This is a genomic window from Spirosoma aureum (assembly GCF_011604685.1).
In the GTDB taxonomy this organism is placed as follows: Bacteria; Bacteroidota; Bacteroidia; order Cytophagales; family Spirosomataceae; genus Spirosoma; species Spirosoma aureum.
The window spans coordinates 1,942,883-1,963,287 of sequence record NZ_CP050063.1 but is presented as its reverse complement, the minus strand read 5'-3'; the positions used below and the strand labels follow the sequence as shown (position 1 = coordinate 1,963,287).

Here is a 20,405-nt window from a genome sequence, read left to right as displayed (position 1 = left end):
GTCTTAGCGGTTAATCATCATGTAGTGTACAAACCGGCGACCGTCGCTGGTCCGGATTACGTAGTAGTAGGTGCCATCGGGCAGCCCGTCAGCATCCGAACCCACTGTTACTCCGGTATTCGGTTTGCCATTCCAATCGTTGTGGTAGTCTTCGTTCTTGTAAACCATATTTCCCCAGCGGTTATAGACTTCCAGACTTACCGTGACTCCCGTTAGCCCCCGGATCACGAACAGATCGTTGAGGCCATCGCCATTTGGAGAGAAGCCTTCCGGAATGAAGACGCTCTGGTCGGTGGGCGGCAGATTGAGCGGAGTGGCTTCACGTTCGTTGTCATCGGTCGGATTGCCATTACCATTGAGGTCGGCGATAAGACCATTAGTAGACACATCGGTAACGACTCCGGTTGGCGAGTTAGCCTGAGCAAAAGCTGAGTTGAGGAACGTAGTCGTGCTGCCATTAGTTGCCACATTGACAACCACCAGGATGGTATCGATCTGACCCGGTAGCAGCGTGCTGGTGCTATCCCCAATGACGATGAGCGATTCGGCGTTTCCATCGAAGTTAGGATTGAGCTTCAGTGTACTGCCCGTAGAGGTCGTAATCGGCGCTTTGACCACCGTGTACCTCGACCCTGTTTGACTGTTAAACACTTTCGATAGTGAATCGCTCACGCTGACACTCCTCAGGATAGTAGACCCGAAGTTCTGAACAACGATCTGGTAGGTCACGTTGAAGCTTCCATCAGGTTGGCGAAGGGTATCGGCCACGGCCATGGCAACGCCAATGTAGGATGCTCCGGAGAGACCGTTCAGTGAAACTGGTGTCGGCTCATTGTTGTTGCGCGGATCCAGATCATTATCGGGGTCTTCGTTTATACCAGCCGTCGACGTATCCGCTACTACTACATTATCAGGGCTCAAAGCGGTTGCATAAGCCGTGTTATAGAACGTCAGCGAATCCGCATTCTTCGCATTCACCCGAACTGTAAAGACCAGGTTGCGCGTAGCGCCAACAGGCAGTGTACTCAACGAATCGACCAGCATGTTTGTGATCAGCCCCTGTCCCGTATAGAGCGAATCGGCGGTCAGTCCTGAATCAGCGGTTACCTGAATCCGATCATCCACAATCAGAGCACCGTGGCCGAAGGTTTGAGAGAGATTATCCACCACCTGTACGTTCGTGAGTGGTACCATACCCAGATTGCTTAGCTTAATGGTGTAGGTAACATCATAAATACCCGTTTGCAATAGAGCAGGTTTCCCAACCGACTTGGCGACACCTAACAGCGCAGTCGGCAGATCGAAACGAACACCGGTAGCAGTAGCCCCCGCAGGTTTGGGGTCCAAACCATTATTCGATATATCGGTCACGGTCTGAGTTGTATCAGCAGTGTGTCCTTCACCTGTAATGGTCGAGTAGAACGGCCCTTTATTACCATTCGTTTTCACATTAACCGTTATTAATACGGTATCCTGTTCGCTCGCATTCAGATAACTGGCATTGGTCAGCAAGTTCGGCTCTGTGTTACCATTGAAGGCAGCGTTTGCTACCAGATGGCTACCGGCACCGACGACTGGCGATCCAACTACGGAGTACGTAGCAGGTGCAGGGAAAGCTTTCGCCAGGCTATCGGTTAGACTTATGCCGTAGAGGGCTACATCACCGAAGTTCTTCACGGTTGCTTTGTACGTAACATTATAGCTACTATCGGGCTGCAACTCAATTTTAACAACCGCTAGTGCAACACCGATGCTCGGTCCACTTGTCTGGGGTGCGCCCAGCGTAAATGTAGAGTAGCCTGTGTTGTTAGTCGGATCGCCATCGTTGTCCGGATCTACATCACCACCATCGACAGAAACGTCTTCGACCTTAGTACCGTTACTCAGCGCCGATATCGCAGCAATGTTGCTGAACGTTTTTGTGGAATCCCCTGAAGTACGCTTAACCGTTACATCCAGGAAGAATGTTTGTGAGCGTCCTGGTGCTATGTAGCTACTTGTCGAGTCGAATAGATTCGTATTGGCACCTGTTCCGGTAAAGGCTGGGTTATAGGCCAGACTAAAGTCCGCGCTCGTCGTGCTAACCGTTGCAGCTTCGATCTGATTCGGAGCGAACGCGTGTGCCAGATCATCTTTCACCTGAACACCTTTGAGCGTATCATCTCCGAAGTTGGTGACCACAAATCCATAGCGAATATTGATCAGCGAGTCACCCACAGCGGTCGGAGTGCCAACAACTGCTTTGGCCAACCCAACAATACCTGTTTTAGCCGCCGACGTGTCTTTCACGGTTACGCTTGAGCTATTGTTGGTCAGATCGGTGTCCACATTATCCAGATAGGTGATCTGTGCCGTATTCACCACTTCGCCTTTGGTTAGCAAACGAGCCGTGAACACAACCGACTCGCTTTTGCCCACTGGCAAACTGTCGATTCGTTTGGTCAGCACCCCGTACGAGACCGAAGCCTTCGGTGTTAGTACCGAAACCAGTTCCAGTCCTTTAGGCAGCACATCCCGTACATCGACGTTGTGTGCGGTGTACTTACCCTGGTTGCTTACCGTCAGCGTGTAGGTTACCAGTTCTCCGCGTTTCACTACCGACTTGTCGGCCGTTTTTGCCATCACCACATCGGCCGTCAGTGTATCAGCCGCACAGTTGAAGACTTTTACCTCGATTTTGGCGGGTGCACTCAAACAACCTGTGGGCCCTTTTGCCACCACCCAGTAAGTTCCTTCGCAAACCGAGTCCGGGCGAATCACCACATTCGAGGTGTTGCATTCACAAATCCGGTAGTTGTACGAATAACCAGCGATGGTTGAAGAGAGCGCTTTCGTCAAGTCTACAATTTTCGCGGGGCAGCTGTTGCGCAGATTCGACACCAGCGGAGGCAGAACCGGATCAGCCACATTCACCGTGACATTACCTGATTTTACTGAACTACATCCTTTTGGATCCAGCACTTGTACATTATAGACGCCACTGGCTTTTACCACAATGGTTTGGGTCGTGGCTTTGTTGTTCCACAAGTAACTGGCCGCGCCATCGGGTGCTTTCAACCGTACCGAGTCGCCATAACATAAACTGGTAGACCCAAGGATTGAAATAGTCGGTATGGTTTTGCTTCCCTCGATAGTCAGAATCATATCGTCGGTCGCTACCGGACAACTGGCATTGTTGGTACTCACCGACAATGTCAGCGTCACCTTGCCAGCCAGGATGTCTTCTGCACTGGCCGTGTAGACTGCATTCAACGCGAAGGCATTATCAAACGTACCATTGCCGCTGGTAGTCCAGTGAGCGGTTTTACCCGATCCTCCCAGCACACCCGCTAATTGGTAGGTCTTGGCCGCACAAATGCCCGCATCTTTTCCCGCATTGGCCGTCGCCGGATTTCGCTCATCGCAAGGTAGCTGTGCTTCGCAACCAGTGATCTGTACATGAACCACCACTGGCAGACTCATACAGCCGCTCACCGTCCTCTCGACTACATAGTACGTCCCGGTGCCGACCACTGAAGGATTGGCTACTTTCGAGGCTGCACTTAGGGTCGCATCTGTATAGTACTCAAATACACCTCCGGAAGTCGAAACCGTACTGCTCACCGCTGTGCTCAGATCCACCGTGTTGAAGGGGCAACTGTTTAGCTTGTCTACCACCGTAGGCGAAGCCACTTTGGGCAACACCGTAACTGCCACGGCATTCGATGCCGCGCTCTTACACTGAGCCGAGCTATTGCAACTGGCCGTGTAAGTTGCACTTGTTGTCAGTGAGACCGTGATTGATTGGCCCACCTGATCATTCGACCAGGTTACATAACTATTGTCGGGGCAACCCTGGGCCACCAGCGTCACTGGCGAGCCGAAGCAGGCCGTCGTGCTGGTCGAACCACCAGCCACCGAAACCGTGGGGGCAGCCGGAGCTCCGACCGTAATCGTGTTGAAAGCCGACCATTCACTGGCGCATTGGCCCACCACGCATTTCACTCGGTACTGTACCGTTTGGGTAGGCGTAACCGTCAATATACTGCCGGTGGTACTGGCCGGATCCGACCAGACATAGGTGCCTCCAGCGCAGCCGACAGCCGTCAGCGAGACGGTTTCACTAGTGCAGATGACGGGTTTATCAACCGCGATGGCTGGAATGGCTGGTGTACCCAGCTTCAGCACCAGTGGTTGCGATACCCCACTCGAGCAACCATCCACTGTACAGATAGCCGTTATCGATAGATCGCTATTGAGCACTTTAACGATGCTTGCTCCTATCGATTGGTCACTCCATGTTACGGTTCCATTCGTACAACCCTGGGCTGTCAGCGTCACGCTAGAGCCTGCACAGACAGTTGTGGAAGAGCCTGCGCTCAGCGTTGGCGGAGCCACTACCCGTACACTAACCTTGGCTCCTATTAGATCCAGATCCGCACAGACATGCTGGTCGGTGATCAACTTGAGCACATCGGCACTCGTGGTAATGCCCGGTTTGACAGCCGATAGATTCAGGTAGTTCTTATCGCCAGAAGTCGCGTTATAAACCAGCGTATGGATGGTGTATTCAGCTCCCACCGCTGACAGACTAAAGCTAGGCGTGGCACTGGTTTGTTCGACAACCAGACCCGCTCCCTGAGTCAGCAGGTACAGTACCGAGTAGCCCGCTGGCTGAACCAAACCACCATTGGGTGTAGCCGCCACAATTACACTAGTACTAGTTCCTACACAAACCGTCGGGCTCACAGGAACCAGCGTACCGGCTTTCGCTACACAATCACCTTTGTTGATGATGATGGCATTGGACGGAGTACTCAGGCAGTCATGGAATTTACACTGTGCATAGTAGGTCTGGGCTCCATCTGGCTGGACCACCAATACCGACCCCCGGTTATTGCCCGTAGCATCCATAGCTGACCAGATCACCTCGCCAATACAGCCCGTTGCCGTAAGTGAGATCGTTCCTCCCGGCTCCACAGCGGTGGCCGAGGCCACAATGGTGGGAGCACCGACTGGCATTACAGTAACGGTATAGGTAGCCGATACTTCGCTAGGACAAGCGCCCTGCTGGCAGAAGACGGTATAGGAAGTGGTCACACTAGGGGATACAACGATGCTGGCGGTTGTCTCCTGGGTGCTCCAGTGAGGGGTTCCGACGCAGTTTTTCACATTAAGTTTGACGGTTTCGCCTGGACAGATCGTATCGGCACTACACACACAGCGGACAATGGTCGGTCTGGGTGTGGGTGTCACATCGATATTGATCACGTTCGACTGACCGCTGGCGCAGAGCGTGGTGTTAGCCGGCCGGCATATGGCATAGAACGACTTATTCGTTGGCGTAGCAGTTACCGTTACTACGGCCCCTCTCTGATTATCGGACCAGATAATGTCGCCCGTACAACCCGTAGCGGTCAGTGAAACGACGGCACTGCTACAGACCGATAGACTTGACGCGGTAACAGTTGGCGCTGCAAGACCCGATGTAGACACAGTAACACGTACTTTGTTTGATGGATCACTAGTACAATTGCCAACTTTGCAAGTAGCATAGTAGTCTCTGGATTCACCAGGCACGACCTGGATGATTGGACCAACTTTATCCAGACCCACCCATTGCACTGTTCCGTTACAGCCCGTAGCCGTTAGCGAGATCACCTGACCGCTACAGACCGACAGGCTCGAAGCCTTCACAATCGGGACCGAAGGCGATACTACCGTTACCGGCAACGAAGCCGATGGGTCACTGATGCAATTCTCACCCGTTTTGCACTGGGCAAAATAGCTCGTGCTAGCTGATGGGTAGACTGAAATGCTGCTTCCCACCTGTTTATCACTCCATACCACGGTACCCGTACAGCCATAGGCCGTCAGTACCACTTTGGCATTGGCACAGACCGAATCCACATCCGCACTGATGGTTGGAATCGTCGGTGCGACTAGTTGAATCACGATAGGCTGCGAGGACTTGCTTGCGCAGCTACCTGTATTACAGTAAACCGTGAAGACTTTATTGCCTGCTGTTGGCGTAACAACAATGCTGCTTGTGGTAGCCGTTGTGCTACTCCACTGTGGCGTACCCAGACAGCCGTTGATCGTCAGTGTAACGTTGCTGCCTGGACAAACCGCCGTTGCACTGCTAACGATGCTCGGTGTCGGCACGTCTGTTGCAATATCAATGGTTTTAGTGGCTGGCTTGCTCAGACAGGTACCAATGATGCAGGTAGCAGTATAAGTGGTTTTGGTCATCGGATTGACCACAATAGAGGCACCGGTTTGGGGGCCTTCTGACCATTCGACGATACCACCAGTGCAGCCCGATGCAGTCAGAGTGACCGAAGCACCAGGGCAGACGGTCGTGGCACTGGCCACAATTGTCGGTGGCTGCGGATCACGAACTGTAATGGTGACCAGGTTGGAAACTCCGCTCGTACAGCTTGTGCCAGAAATGCAGCTGGCTGTATAGGTTGCTGTTACTTCAGGCTTAACTGATACTGAGAGCCCTCGCTGACCATCAGACCAGATGACAGTACCACTAGTACAACCCGTTGCTTTCAGAGTAGCCACATCGCCTTTGCAGATTTCACTAACGGCACATGCAATATAAGGTGGCTCAACAGAGCACGGGTTCATCGGGATGGTCACTGACGATGTATCATTGCCAGGGAGGCCAGGATCGTTGTTCGAACCACCGATTATCGCCGTATTCTTAATTGAACCTGTACCTGTTCCAATTATCGTTGCTTCAATAAGCAGATTACGGTTTGAGCCCGTTGTTAAGGTACCGATAGTCCAGACCCCGGTAGCAGCACTATATTCCTCTGCTGGAGTCGCGCTGACAAACATCAATGTCGACGGCAATAGATCGGTTACTTTTACAGCAGTACCTGTAATTGGGCCATTGTTCGTAGCGGTTATCGAGTAGGTGATTTTCTGTCCTACACTATAAGGGCCAGCCGTCACAACCCGCTTAACTACGGCCAGATCGGCCTGACATGAGCCAACTGTTACAGTTACTGATGAGCGCGTAACGCTAGTACAGTTTTCAGCACTTATGGCTTCGGCATAATAAATATTGATGCCCGTTTTCGCTGGCTGAATCGTTTGTTTGCCACCGCTCAGCGTCGAGCCAATCAATTTACCATCCTGATCATACCAGTTAATTTTGGAACCCGGAGCAAACCCGATCAGCTTAGTCGCGCCACCCTGACAAATTAGGGTGTCATCGCAGGCAACACCAGTTGGTGCTTCTGGCCGCTTATTGACTTTCAGGATCAGTGAGCTTGTAGATGCACTACAATCACCTGCACCATCTGGGTCGTTTGTGGTGGCCGTAATCAGTACTGACCCAGCCGTTATATCGGTAGCTGACGGTGTATACGTGGAAGTCAGACTATTGGGAGCACTAAATGTACCGGTACCATTTGATGTCCAGGTTACACTCGTAGCCGAACCCGAAATTGTTGCTTTCACTGTAACCGGATCTACCGAGCATGTCGCCAGGCCAGGACCAACCTGAACTTCTGCCAGATTCGGACAGTTACAATTTACGATTTCAACGGTCAGTACTGTCGGGCTACTGTAGCAACCTTCTGATGAGCGGGCAAACAGATAGTATTTACCTGCAGCTACCGCCGTTAGATTCGTCACTCGTGTAGCCTGCGATCGAGTTGTACTCGTATACCATTCGTAGGTCTGTGCCGGATTGTTGTTATCAACCGGAATAGTAGCCAGGTTAACCGTTTGTTCAGGACACTTATTTTTAATGGTACTCAGAATTACGGGTGTCTGAATAGTATTTACGGTTATAATTACCGGCTTACGAGCGCTATAACAACCATTTACTGTCGCTTCGACATAATAAGTCGTCGTTATCGTCGGTTTCACTGTTACCAACTCGCCATTACCAACTATGGCAAACGCGGTTCCATCCGTAGGAGTTAAGAACCAGCATATTTTTGCGCCAGGAAGAGACGATGCCGTCAGTTTAATTGAATCGCCGTTGCACATATTAGCATCATTCGACGCAATCAGGCTAAAGTTGGTTGGGCACGATGGCGTAAATCCAGCATCCAGTGTTGGATTGTATTCTCCAGCCGCCAGTGTCACCGACTGTGTCTGACCCGTTATCGAGTTAGCATCACTGTCTTTAGCACTATCTCCGCCCAGATTGGCCGTGGTACTCGTATAACCCGCCGGTGTTACAAAACTTACTGAGTAAGGAACGCCGGGTGTTAAGCCAGTGAAACTATAGATACCACTGGCATCCGTTGTTATTGACTTAAGCGGACTGTTATTGGCATCCAGCAATACGACGACGACTCCCGAAATCGGTGTATCACCCCCATCCTGAATACCATTTTTATTGTTATCCGCAAATACATAATCACCCAGACTTGCCGTCGATGGAATGAAGCCCGCATCCAGAGAGGTGTTAAACTCCCCAGCGGCCAGCGTAATCGATTGGGTCAGTCCTGTTACAATATCAGCATCGCTGTCTTTGGTATCATCTCCACCCTGATTAGCCAGAGTGGCTGTATAACCCGACGGTGTAGTGAAGCCTACCGAGTAAGTGGTGCTGCCACCTGAAGTCAAACCGGTGAAACTGTAAAAGCCAGTCACATCAGTGGTCGTCGTCAACGAAGCTACCCCGTTGACATACAAAACCACTTTGACTCCCGGAATTGGTGTATCGCCACCATCCTGAATACCGTTTTTATTATTATCCGCAAATACATAATCGCCTAAACCTGCCGTCGATAGTATCAGACCTGCATCCACATTGGGATTATTTCGGGCGATATCGCTAACCGGTTTACTCGTGTCAATGGTATACACACTCGTAAAGCCATCTGATCCGGCATCACTATCGAGCGAATCAGTGGGCGTAGAGGCTACATCCTGCTGAGAAAAAGTGAAGTTAGGTTGTATGGCGAATTTAACTTTATACTGACCATCGGTCAGGCTATCAAATAAATACCTGCCACCTCCTGCTGTTATTGTAGAATCTAATTTGGTAGTTCCGGTAGAGTTGTATAAGTAAACCTTTACACCATCTACACCGGTCGCTCCATCATTCTGTAAACCGTCTTTGTTCGTATCATTCCACACGTAGTTACCCAGGCTACCAAATAGACCCTGAATAACTTCAATGTCACAACAGTTAAGAGCTGGACAGCCATTGATACTTGTCGTGAAACGATAGGTACCAGGACTTTTAATGGTCAATGAAGAATCAGCGTTAATAACCGCCAAATCGGCTGAAACGGTTGTTACATTCACATTGTTTCGGTACCAGGTAATGTTCCTGTAACCCGATGGAACAGTTACAGTGAATTCATCACCCGCATACCAATAGATGGGAACCGAAAAGCAGACCGTACTATAATCATCTTCACCCAGACTCTGGTTATTAGGTTGCGAGTCGGCATCCGTTTGATCGGCAGACATAACCTCGGCCGTATTAAACCAAACGCCACGCTCCAGGACTGTAGCCTGAAGTGTAAGAATAGCAGAGTCGCCGGGAGCCACAGCACTTAAGCTCCAAAGTCCGGTAGCGGATGTATAGTTACCTGTTCCACGAACTGTGGTGGCCGAACCTGCAACATACGAAACGCCCCCAAGCGGTAACTGATCCTTCACGACCACATTTGTAGCGGTAGCCGATCCAGCACCATTCCGAACAATAACTGTATAGGAAATAACGTCACCCAATGCCGGATTCTGCTTACTGATTTTCTTTGAAACACTCAAATCAATAGTAGCAGGCGCTTGTGCATGGGCTGAGCCAGCAATCAAAAATAGTAAACCCAGCAGAGAAAAGGCAGTTTTCATCAACTGCTTCGACTGTAGCAACGAATGAGTGAAGGCTATAAACGGCAATAGCAACTTTTTCAAGTTGTTTGCCTCTGAAGGGTCAATCTCAGCCGGTTCCAGATTTTGGCCGGTGTCGGGCACCGTTCTGGAGACATTTGCGAGATAAGACTGGTTTAGTAAAGTTCGCTCATTCATTGGTTGTTGTCCTAAAAAAGTGGATGCCTGGTGCAGACAAATCGTTGATTGGCCAGGAGGGCTCGGAAGGCCAGTAAGAGGAATATCAGGTGGTTCGCAGTCGGCACGAATTGACCTATTTATTTTCAGATCCTCCGTAGGTGGCTTTACAACGGCTGTAAAGAAAGAGGTAGATTTATTATCGCCTGATAAGGGCTTGGTGGGTTTTGCCTGCAAAAGCTGCAGCAAATAGGTAATGAGTCGACCTTTCAGTCGAACCATCTGATTTTTCCTGCCGGCAAGACTAATGTCTCGCATAAGAAATAGACCGGCTAGGGCCTTAAGGCAAGTTGTGCTTAGCGTAGAAGTTACTTTCATCTGCAACCTTATTTGGGGCGGTATACTTAATTACAAAAAGACCCCGCCAGCTGGCAATTGTTCAGACAGCCAAACCACTGATAAGTCACGGTTTGCATTCTACTAACAGAGGTTACTTTTTGCTAACTAAGAATTGAACGAAAACTATGCCAAAGCGTAATTTTCTCTGATTTATTCTAAGTGGCAACTATCAAAACCGTTACATATTAACAGTATAAATAGACAAAATACCCCATCTGGTTACCAATTGTATGACAATTCATTCTCTGGTTCCGTAGACAACTTTGAGGTAGAGAGAGTTGTACAGATAGCGAAAACTATGCCAATCATCCGGCAAAGAGTCTTATAAATTATTTTATTGATTTTGTTCGCCTATGCGAAGACATAAACCCGGCAAAGTGGGGCTTAATCTGTTAGACGAAATAGAGAGAGAATATGCCCAAGGCACGCCTGAATCCTATTTATCGAAGAGTCGATAAGTACAGTGATTCAATCGAACAAACATACGTAAGAAATTGCGTATAACAAAGGTTCATGCCTGGCTGGAACTTCGTCAAACAAAAAGGCGACTTAGTAAAGCCGCCTTTTTGTTTGACGAAACGAATATCCGCTAAAAATCGTAACCTAATGTTAGATAGGCGATTGGCTTACTGACAACTTTATTTTCCAGACCCCAGCCGTAATCAAATTTAACAAAATAGCCAAATAGCATTGTTCGCGCTCCGGCGCCATATCCAATCAGGAAAGGATTTTTGAAATTCGTAACTACCGCTCTGAACGGAATATTACCACCGCCGACTATTTCGGTGTTCAAACTATTTTGCTGGCTAAAGGGCCCTTTGCCTGACCAGGCCGTTCCAATATCCGTAAAGGCAACTAATTGCAAATTCCGCAAAAAATTCGATGTGATATTACCGCGATATAAATAACGGATCAATGGTAATCGAAGCTCTAAATTAAGCAGCATATGACTGGTACCCGTTAGCTTACCTTGTCGGAATCCACGTAAGGGTGCCGCAAAATCCAGGAAAAACACGTTCCGATAATCATACGGGATCTCAACGGGAATTGTGTTTGGAACCAGCAACGGATTGGATGCAATCGGTTCTTTAATAGACGAGTTAGCCCCGATCCAGTTATCCATACCGCCCAATGTGCTTTGTTTGGGAGCAGGCCCACCCGACTGACTAAAGGAGAACCGGGCTGCCAGCACCAGATCACGGTGAATTTTCTGATAATGACGCAAATCAATCGATAACCTCCTGAAACTTTCCGATGAAGACCGCAATCCAGCGTACTCTTCATACTTGACTTTCATTTTGGTTCCGATGGCCATATTCATGCCATTCATTTTCGTATTGTCGAACACGACTTCACCTCGTAAACCGGCATAGTCAGAGACGCGATCAGGCTCGCTAAATGACGAAATATCGATTAAACGAGTCGTAGCGTAGAATGGCGAAACAGTGAACCGGGTAGTTACAGAAATTGGATAGGAGGCCGAAAGGGAGACACGATTATACCGATACTTCTGACTTAACCCGCTGTTGTCGACAAACAGTGTACTCCGGTCTACGCGTGCACCAAAGTCTATAAGATGGGTCAGGTTCGTATATTCGGCAAACAGATCACTATTGCGAAGGGTCGTCGTAATAAACAACCCGGCACGTAAAACGTGGTTTTCCAGGAGATCGGTCAGGGTCACGTCCTGCGAGTAACCAAATCCTTTGGCCGAAATCGGATCAATCCGCCAGTTTGAATTGGCATCATTGACCGTAAACATTCCTTTATAGTTAAAAGGCCCCGAATGGTAATATTCTCCCGGCGACGGTTTCGGGGCAACGTTGTTGTCAGCGTAGGCGTAGTGCCACCTATCGAACGGCGTTGGCGATATTCTGTTGCCTTCAGTACTTCCGGATCGAACTGATAATTATCGGTATCGACTTCGCCCGGTTCGAGAGCCAGCTTACTTTCAGTGCCAGGAGCACCAGTAGCAGGTCGTTTTGCTATCGATGTATCGGCTTGCGTGGTATTCGTACGGCCGGGTAGCCCTGCCGAATCAGGTTTAGCCGCTCCGGAACGAACTGCGTTAGCTTTGGCAGGATTTGCCAGTCCAGCATTAATACTGCGCTGTGTTGGAGGAGCCTGAACCGTTTGCGTTAAGTTTAATTGCGACCGGAAACCGATGTATTCTTCCCCATTCTTGAGGCTACTGTAAACAAAGCCTCCGTTTGAAGTATTCAGATCATAAAGCTGAATACTTTCTGGAAAAGCGGTCAATTGGCCGACCGATCCCGATTCAGTATCGAGTCGGTAAAGGTTACGTATTCCGCTGACGTCATTGAGGAAATATACAACTGTTTCGCTGGCCGGAATTGGCTGTGTAGCATGCGAGAGTGAATCCGTCAGGCGTACCAGCGAGAAATCGCGTGCACCGCCCTCGTGCGAGAACAAGCTCAACCGATCGGTAATGCTTTTGTAGGAGCCTTTGTCGACACCGAGCGTATCTAATTTCCGGTTTGAGCTGAAAACAATCTGACGAGCTGTTCTTCCAACAAATTGAGGATATAGATCATCATACAGATCGTTGGTTAGTTGTTGATACGAACCCCGATTAATGCTGTAAATGAATAAATCGTTTTGCCCCTTCCGATCGGCACTCAAAATCAAGCTACCTCCATCATCCGACGCATCGACCGAAACAACCTGCGTTAATCCGTTGATCTGCCGCTTAAACTGGCGCTTGGGCCGTTTCTCAAAGTCGCTGAATTGATACAGGTTCGTTTTCCCCAACTCGTCGGTAATCACGATTAGATTATTTCCACGCTGCCAGGCAACGAGTGGAGTATTGGTTCGGGCCACCTGTCCATCGAGTCGGTATCCACCCTGCAAGACCGTCGTTTTCTTATGGTTTGTGGTATTGACAACCTCTACATTAAACTTTCCGTCGAAAAGCGTCGTATAGGCAAAATATTGTTTATCGGGGCTTAGTTTCAAACTATTCAGTACCAGCTCATCATCAGACGAACTAAGTTTAACCTGAAAATCATCGGTCCCGGCCTTGTAGGATTGCGCAACTACATTAGCCATAGCGGCATAGTATTCACGCCACTCGCGCAGAAACCGGTTATAGGGTACACCAAGGGTGCTTGAAATGCTACTTTGCTCATTACGAATAATGCGGGTCAAATTCAGAATGTTCGATACATTATCCCGGCCATATTTCTGAACAATGTAGTTCCAGATTGAATGGCCTACCCGTTCAGCTTCTGTACCCGACAATAAAGACGGTTTTTTGACAGCCTTTGCTATTGACGCATCACGCATGTAGTCGTCGATCTCCAGACTATAGCCATCAGCAATATAGGAAGCGATGCCAGGCATAAACCAATCGGGCAGTGTCAATAAAAGCGAGCTCTGGAGAGCGTCTTTCAGGCTACCTCCATAGAGCATGTCATAGACAAACAACATGGAGATATCATGTACTATCTGCCGACGGAAACTAATCTGATCGCCCGTAAATGCCAGTTCTACACGCGACTTCGACAAATCAAGTTCCCGTCGATTCAGGCCGCCCTGTGTATTAAGGCCAATATTGCTCTGAGCCAGTTCTGACGGTGAATTAAACAAGAATATTTTGACCCGGTTATAGGGCGTATATCCTAATAATTCCGTGATCCGATCAAATTCAGATTCAGCATATTGAGCCGTTAGATTCGCAATCTGGCTACCATCCTGATAATAATAGATTTCGAAGTTGGAAGTTCTTATAATCTTCCAGTCAAAACTCCGGTATTGAATCCGGTTTTTACCAAAACGCTCAAGCGCTGGGTAGTTTTGCGCTGTGGCTGCGCTCAATGTTCCCAGCCACAAGCCCATCAGCAGAATGTATTGATTTCGCATACTGATCAACAAAACGTTAGACGTCGGATAAAAGCCCCGGAAAGGAGCCCAAAAAGCTCTCTATTCAGGGCCTGAAATCGAACGCCTTAATTAACGCTATAATAACGAAACATAACGGCTAATATTCGCTTCCGGCTCTAATTCTTCGCCATCTAATAAATGCCGTGCAAATTGCTCAGCCAGATAGGGCGCAAGTGAGACCCCTTTTGTGCCCATACCCCCAAAAATACCAATGGCCGGATACTCCGGATGAATACCCACAAACGGCCGTCGATCTTTGGTTGATGGTCGAATACCCGCCTGTTGTGCAACGACCTGATAAGGAACCTTCAAAACCGCGCGAACTTTCGACTCTAAAAACGATCGCCCGTCATCAGTTGTTTGCCAATCCAGGTCATGCCAGGAGTAAGTAGCCCCAATCCGAAGCAACCCGCTCCGAATTGGCAAAATAAAAACACCCTGATTCACGATCGATGTAATAGGATAATTATCGACAACCGCCGTCAGAATTTGTCCTTTCACGGGATTATACGGCAGCCAGTCAAATAACAAATTCTCGCGGGCCTGAACGCCATCACAAAATATGACTTTATTTATTTTGACGCCCTTCCAATCGACACTTTCATCCTTAATTATCAGATCAATAGAAGAAACTCGACCTTCATAGTATTGATTTTTTCGTATAAAATAGCCCTTTATAATTCTGGTCAGTTCAGTTAAATCTACCCATCCTGACTGGGTTACTTCCAAACCTCCGAACGGGTTATTTATATACTGACTATAGGACTGATTATCAACCAGTTTTGACACATACGATTGAATGTCGGGTTCAGCTATAATGGCGAGATAATCGGTTTGCTCGGCCAGTGAGCGAAAGGGGCGGTAGATATTTTTAGGATGAAAGAATCGAACAGCAAGTTCCTGTTCAATCTGAGAATAAAACTGATGAAGGAAAGGGAACAACTCGTCAGCTTTCCAGGTTCGAACCAATTTCCGGCCGGTAAGCGGATTAACAATTCCGGCTGCTACCGCCGAGGCTGATGGAAGCCCAGGATCATCGGCCAGTAATACAGAACAACCGCGTTGATCAAGTATCCAGGCCAGCACAGACCCGGCTATCCCCTGCCCTACAATCAAAAAATCGGCAGTCATTCGTGTTTAAAATTTGGCAAGTGCAGCAACAGACAGATAAGACATTTGGACGCCCGTTATAATCACTCAATAATTAATAGTCCTGATATCGGCTAATTAATTATCCTATTACTTTCTTCGATTTCAATCGATGTAATTCGGCCAGCCGCCGGTCTGCCAGTTCAATAACCCAATCGACCTGCTCTTCAATAGTCATGTGCGACGTATCCAGCAAAATGGCATCAGGTGCCTGGACGAGCGGGCTTTCAGAGCGAGTGGTGTCAATTAGATCCCGCTTTTCGATGTTTTTAATAATTTCTTCCAGACCGACCAATTCACCCTTTGCCAGCAACTCCTGCTGACGCCGTTTAGCCCGAATATACGTTTCGGCGGTCATGAAAACTTTGATCTCCGCATTCGGAAAAACTTTGGTTCCGATATCCCGACCATCCATAACAAGTCCTCGCCGACGCCCCATCTTCTGCTGCTGGGCTACCATTGCCCAACGAACTTCTGGAATGGCGCTCACTTCACTGACCAGATTGGAAATGTACATCTTGCGAATTTCTTCCTCTACATTCAGCCCGTTCAAACAGGTTTCGTTCTTACCCGTGCGAGCGTTGTGCTTGAATGTAATATGAATACGGTCAAGAGCAGCTTCAATTTCTTTTTTATTGGAAAACGAAACCCGTTCCTGAAGAAAGAACAGTGTTACAGCTCGATACATAGCACCCGTGTCGATGTAACCGTAACCCATTTTGGCGGCTACGGCCTTAGCCGTCGTACTTTTTCCGCAACTGGAATATCCGTCTATGGCAATCACTATCTTCGGCATGAAAGGCTTGGTCCGCCGAAGCGGTAATATTTCAGCAAAATAACCACAAATTAGAGGGATAGTCAAATCAACAGATCTGATCGACTATCGGTTTAACTCTCTAAATTCTGAACGTAACATGGCAAAAATATGCTCGTCCAGATATTGATTGTTCTTGACAGCGGCTTTAAGATGTACGGATTCGTGTCGATACCCCGATGCTTCCAACACCCGCATCGAACCTACATTTCCATCCAGCACACAGGCAAAAATCCGATTGACCTGAAAATTCTTAAAAATATAATCAGTCATGACCGGCACGGCTTCGCTCATAATTCCCTGCCCCCAATAGTCTTCACTAAGCCAGTAGCCAATCTCGGCATTATAGCGATAAATATCGTCTTTAATCGTAAATCCAATATTCCCTACGGCCTGACCATCAATCTCAATAGCCAGATTATTAGGCTGTTGATATGACTTATTGGATCGCACCCACGAATGGGCATCGCGTGGCGTGTAGGGGTACGGAAAAAAATCCCGGACGTTATTCCAGATACGACGGTTACTGGCATGGCGGGCTAACGAATCTTCATCGCCCTCACGCCAGGGGCGAAGTCGACCAAGAGAAAGTTGAAATGTGATCAATGTAGTGGTCAATGGTGCGAGGGTCTTTATACGAAAGTAACTATGTATTCCACCAAATGTTAACCCAAATTTATCCTTATCCTGCGGGATTTCACACCCCGCTTTACTGAGTTCGTCGGAAAAAGTGGGGTGCTGGCAGATGAGCACGGTAGTTTTGGTCCATCCAACAGCAACCGAAGCACCAGAACGCCGGATCGTCATGAAAATAATTTACGTTATTTCCGCCCTGCAACTCACCACGTCTGTGGCTTCGGCACAGGTCATACTGGCAGGGCGCGTAACGGATCAGAAAGGACATTCGTTGCCAGGTGCCAATGTGTTCCTGCGTGGTACGTACGATGGTGCTAATACCGACAGTACGGGTAGCTTCCGTTTTTCTACCACCCGAAAAGATACGGCCACCCTACAGGTTTCCTACATCGGTTATGAGTCATTCAGCCAAAAAGTAACCCTGGGATTTCCTACCCCCATTGCGATTCGGCTCACCGAAGCAGCCAACGATCTGAATACGGTTGTCATCACAGCGGGCTCATTTGAAGCGTCCGACGAACGCCGGATGACCATGCTTAAGCCAATGGATATTGTAACAACTGCCGGAGCCAACGCTGACATCACTGCTGCCATGAATCTGTTGCCCGGTACGCAGCGGGTTGGCGAACAAACGGGATTGTTCGTGCGGGGAGGCTCCGGAGAGGAAGCAAAAGTAGTAATCGATGGGATGATCGTCCAGAATCCGTATTTCAGTTCGATGCCCGATGTTCAGTCACGAGGGCGGTTTCAACCCTTCATGTTTAAAGGAACATCCTTTAGCACAGGGGGATATTCAGCCCAGTACGGTCAGGCACTCTCATCAGTCCTATTGCTCAATACCACCGATAAAACCCAGAATGAAGGAGTTAGTCTAAGTTTAAATCTGGCGAATGCAGGCATCAGCTACGACCATGCTACGGAGAAATCGTCGGTATCTGCAACGGGTTATTATGGCAATCTCAAGCCTCTTTTCACTCTGGTTCGGCAAAACATCGACTGGACGCACATACCCGAATTTGCCGGATCGTCTTTAACGTATCGGCTACAGCCTACTAAAACAGGAATGTTCAAGTTTTATGGCATGTATTCCGACAGTAGGCTTGGTATGCATTTCGTCGATCCGTCGAATGAAACGGGCAAAACAGCACTTCAGCAGCACAATCGTAACTTCTTTACCACCAGTACATATACCGATAGTTGGGCCAATGGCCGCTGGCTGCTCAATTCTGGTTTATCGTATAGCTATGACACAGACGCAACCACGTTCGATACCCAGGATTTCGGGCGTTCAAGTGCACGGGCACAGGGCCGGTTTGTGCTGACTCGGCTCTTCGGCAACAACTCGCTGCTGTTTGGTACCGAAGCCCACGCTATTACAATAAAAAATTCAGTACAGGGAATCCAATACGCTCTGCATGATAATTATGGCGCAGTGTTCATGGAGTCGCAGACTTACCTGGGACGCAATTTAGCCGTACAGGCAGGAATCAGGGGCGAATATTCGTCGGTACTCAGCCGATTCAACCTGGCTCCCCGCTTATCCCTGGCTTACAAAACAGGGATGTTCAGCCAGGTATCGATGGCTTATGGACAATTCTATCAAACGCCGGATTATCGCTATCTCTATCGCAATACGTCTCTGGATTTCGAACGGGCCGACCATTTAATTCTGAACTACCAGATCATTAAAAACAAGCGCACATTCCGGATTGAGACTTTCTATAAAAACTACGCGCAATTAGTTCGTGAATTTACGGGTCAACCTTTTGACGCCAATCCCTATCGTTTTCCGATCGGCGCTACGAACAACACGGGTAATGGTTACGCGCAGGGGTTCGACGTTTTCTGGCGCGATCAGAAAACAATAAAGGGCCTCGATTACTGGATTACCTACAGCTACGTAGACTCCAGGCGGCTATTTCAGCAATACACAGTTCAGGCTACTCCGACATTCATTTCTAATCACAACATAAGCCTGATTATGAAGCGGTATTTCGAGAAGATCAGCACGAACATAGGGCTAACCTACACGGTCAGTAGTGGCAGACCCTACTTCAATCCTACTAACGAAGTATTTCTTGCTGACCGGACGCCCATAGTTAATAACCTCAGTTTCAGCGCCAGTCATATTACGAGCATCAGGAAAAATTTTGTAGTCCTCTATGCTTCAATAGATAACATCCTCAATACGCACAATGTGTTTACGTATCGCTACACCCCCGATACAAAGACCCGCTATGCTGTTGGTCCACAGTCATACCGGAGTTTCTTCGTCGGTGGTATGATCATGCTCTCGAAGAAAGCGAAGGTAAACGTGAACGAATTATAAGAAGGAAACCATATGCTGATGGAACCAAGTCAAACCTCAATCAGGCCAGCAGTTGTAGCTGTCGATGAAGCTGCAATTCGCGAGGTCTTTGCTCAACTGGCAGTGGCCTGGAATGCTGGTGATGCCAGAGCGTTTAGTCAATATTTTACCGACGATTGTGATTACATCACGTTCGCGGGGCAACATATCAAGGGCAGACAAGCGAACGAACAGATTCACAATGAGCTATTTAACTCCTGGGCGTTGAAAGGCTCTACGATGCATGCAGGACCCGAATCGCCTTCGATTGCCTTTTTGAGTAATAACATTGCCCTTATGCATTCAACCGGAATGATTCAACTACGCTTCCAGAAGAAGCCCCCTTTGAATCGATTATCGATCCAGACAATCATTTTGATCAAAGCAAACGGCCAATGGAAAATCAGGGCGTTTCACAACTGTCGTGTGCAGAAACCGGGTTTATTCCAGCAGCTCCTTATGGCATTTAAAAGCAAGTAATTAACTACAGGTCAAATTACCAATCTCATGAAAACGATCATTCTCATCATCATTGCGGCTCTCACCGCCCACTGCCCGGTATGGGCGCAATCTGACCAATATAAGCAGGCGATGAACGAAGCTATTGGCATGATGAAAACGCATACCGAAAAAACGCCAGCCGCCGATTTACTGGCAACAGCGAATCAGTTTGAACGCATTGCCGGAGCGGAGCCTAAAGAGTGGTTGCCGCGTTACTATGCGGGTCTGAACTATGTTTATTTAGGCTTTACGGGCAAAGACGAAGCGACCAAAGATAAATTCCTCGATCAGGCCGACGTCAATCTGAAAGCGGCAGAGGCCATTTCCTCCGATAACGACGAATTAGCTGTTTTGAAAGCGTATATTGCTCAGGCGCGAATGGTAGTTGATCCGATGAGTCGCTGGCAGCAGTATGGGCCACTTTTTCAGGCTGGTTTAGTGAAAGCGAAAGGTCTGAATGCCAATAATCCACGCACGTACGTACTGGAAGGATCTTCGCTTATGTACACCCCCGAGCAGTATGGTGGTGGGCCCACCGCAGCCTGTCCGGTATTAAAGCAGGCCACCGAAAAATTTGCTAGTTTTAAGCCAGCCAGCGACTTAGCCCCCATGTGGGGCCAGAAGCAAATAGAACCATTATTGGCAAAATGCCCAAAATAAGATCAGTATTTAGCCAATGGCTTT

General features: G+C 48.5%; 7 protein-coding genes and 1 pseudogene. 3 read left to right on the top strand and 5 right to left on the bottom strand.

The genetic code is table 11. The features are described 5' to 3' along the window. Positions 1-3 precede the first annotated feature (3 nt). From G8759_RS07890 to G8759_RS07870, 5 genes and pseudogenes are all read right to left on the bottom strand, one after another. A complete protein-coding gene (locus G8759_RS07890) occupies positions 4-10,254 on the bottom strand; it encodes an SdrD B-like domain-containing protein (RefSeq protein ID WP_232074173.1) in 10,251 nt (3,416 codons plus the stop codon). A 706-nt stretch (positions 10,255-10,960) separates the two neighbouring features. Further along, positions 10,961-14,253: pseudogene (locus G8759_RS07885) on the bottom strand (hypothetical protein). A 96-nt stretch (positions 14,254-14,349) separates the two neighbouring features. Further along, positions 14,350-15,405 carry an NAD(P)/FAD-dependent oxidoreductase gene (locus G8759_RS07880; RefSeq protein WP_167206756.1) on the bottom strand — a complete coding sequence of 352 codons (1,056 nt, stop codon included), beginning with the start codon at positions 15,403-15,405 and terminating at the stop codon, positions 14,350-14,352. A gap of 100 nt (positions 15,406-15,505) precedes the next feature. Continuing rightward, positions 15,506-16,219, bottom strand: coding sequence for a (d)CMP kinase (gene cmk / locus G8759_RS07875; protein ID WP_167206754.1), 714 nt, complete (start codon positions 16,217-16,219; stop codon positions 15,506-15,508). Positions 16,220-16,303: 84 nt separating this feature from the next. Continuing rightward, positions 16,304-17,044, bottom strand: coding sequence for a GNAT family N-acetyltransferase (locus G8759_RS07870; RefSeq protein ID WP_232074172.1), 741 nt, complete (start codon positions 17,042-17,044; stop codon positions 16,304-16,306). Between G8759_RS07870 and G8759_RS07865 the strand changes: the two genes are divergently transcribed. From G8759_RS07865 to G8759_RS07855, 3 genes are read left to right on the top strand one after another with little or no spacing between them, the layout of a single operon-like run. Then, the gene (locus G8759_RS07865) at positions 17,043-19,202 is read left to right on the top strand and encodes a TonB-dependent receptor (RefSeq protein WP_167206752.1); all 2,160 of its coding nucleotides are present in this window, start codon (positions 17,043-17,045) and stop codon (positions 19,200-19,202) included. The two genes, G8759_RS07870 and G8759_RS07865, sit on opposite strands and share 2 nt — an antisense overlap. Before the next feature lie 18 nt (positions 19,203-19,220). Then, on the top strand, positions 19,221-19,700 hold the full coding sequence (locus G8759_RS07860; RefSeq protein WP_167206750.1) for an SgcJ/EcaC family oxidoreductase: 480 nt from the start codon (positions 19,221-19,223) through the stop codon (positions 19,698-19,700). 27 nt (positions 19,701-19,727) lie between these two features. After that, positions 19,728-20,381, top strand: coding sequence for a hypothetical protein (locus G8759_RS07855; RefSeq protein WP_167206748.1), 654 nt, complete (start codon positions 19,728-19,730; stop codon positions 20,379-20,381). Positions 20,382-20,405 lie beyond the last annotated feature (24 nt).

Bases quoted from the DNA above. Each gene is read 5' to 3' on its own strand.
- G8759_RS07890 (WP_232074173.1), bottom strand. From the start codon at position 10,254: ATGGTTCGACTGAAAGGTCGACTCATTACCTATTTGCTGCAGCTTTTG.
- G8759_RS07880 (WP_167206756.1), bottom strand. From the start codon at position 15,405: ATGACTGCCGATTTTTTGATTGTAGGGCAGGGGATAGCCGGGTCTGTG.
- cmk (WP_167206754.1), bottom strand. From the start codon at position 16,219: ATGCCGAAGATAGTGATTGCCATAGACGGATATTCCAGTTGCGGAAAA.
- G8759_RS07865 (WP_167206752.1), top strand. From the start codon at position 17,043: ATGAAAATAATTTACGTTATTTCCGCCCTGCAACTCACCACGTCTGTG.
- G8759_RS07870 (WP_232074172.1), bottom strand. From the start codon at position 17,044: ATGACGATCCGGCGTTCTGGTGCTTCGGTTGCTGTTGGATGGACCAAA.
- G8759_RS07860 (WP_167206750.1), top strand. From the start codon at position 19,221: ATGGAACCAAGTCAAACCTCAATCAGGCCAGCAGTTGTAGCTGTCGAT.
- G8759_RS07855 (WP_167206748.1), top strand. From the start codon at position 19,728: ATGAAAACGATCATTCTCATCATCATTGCGGCTCTCACCGCCCACTGC.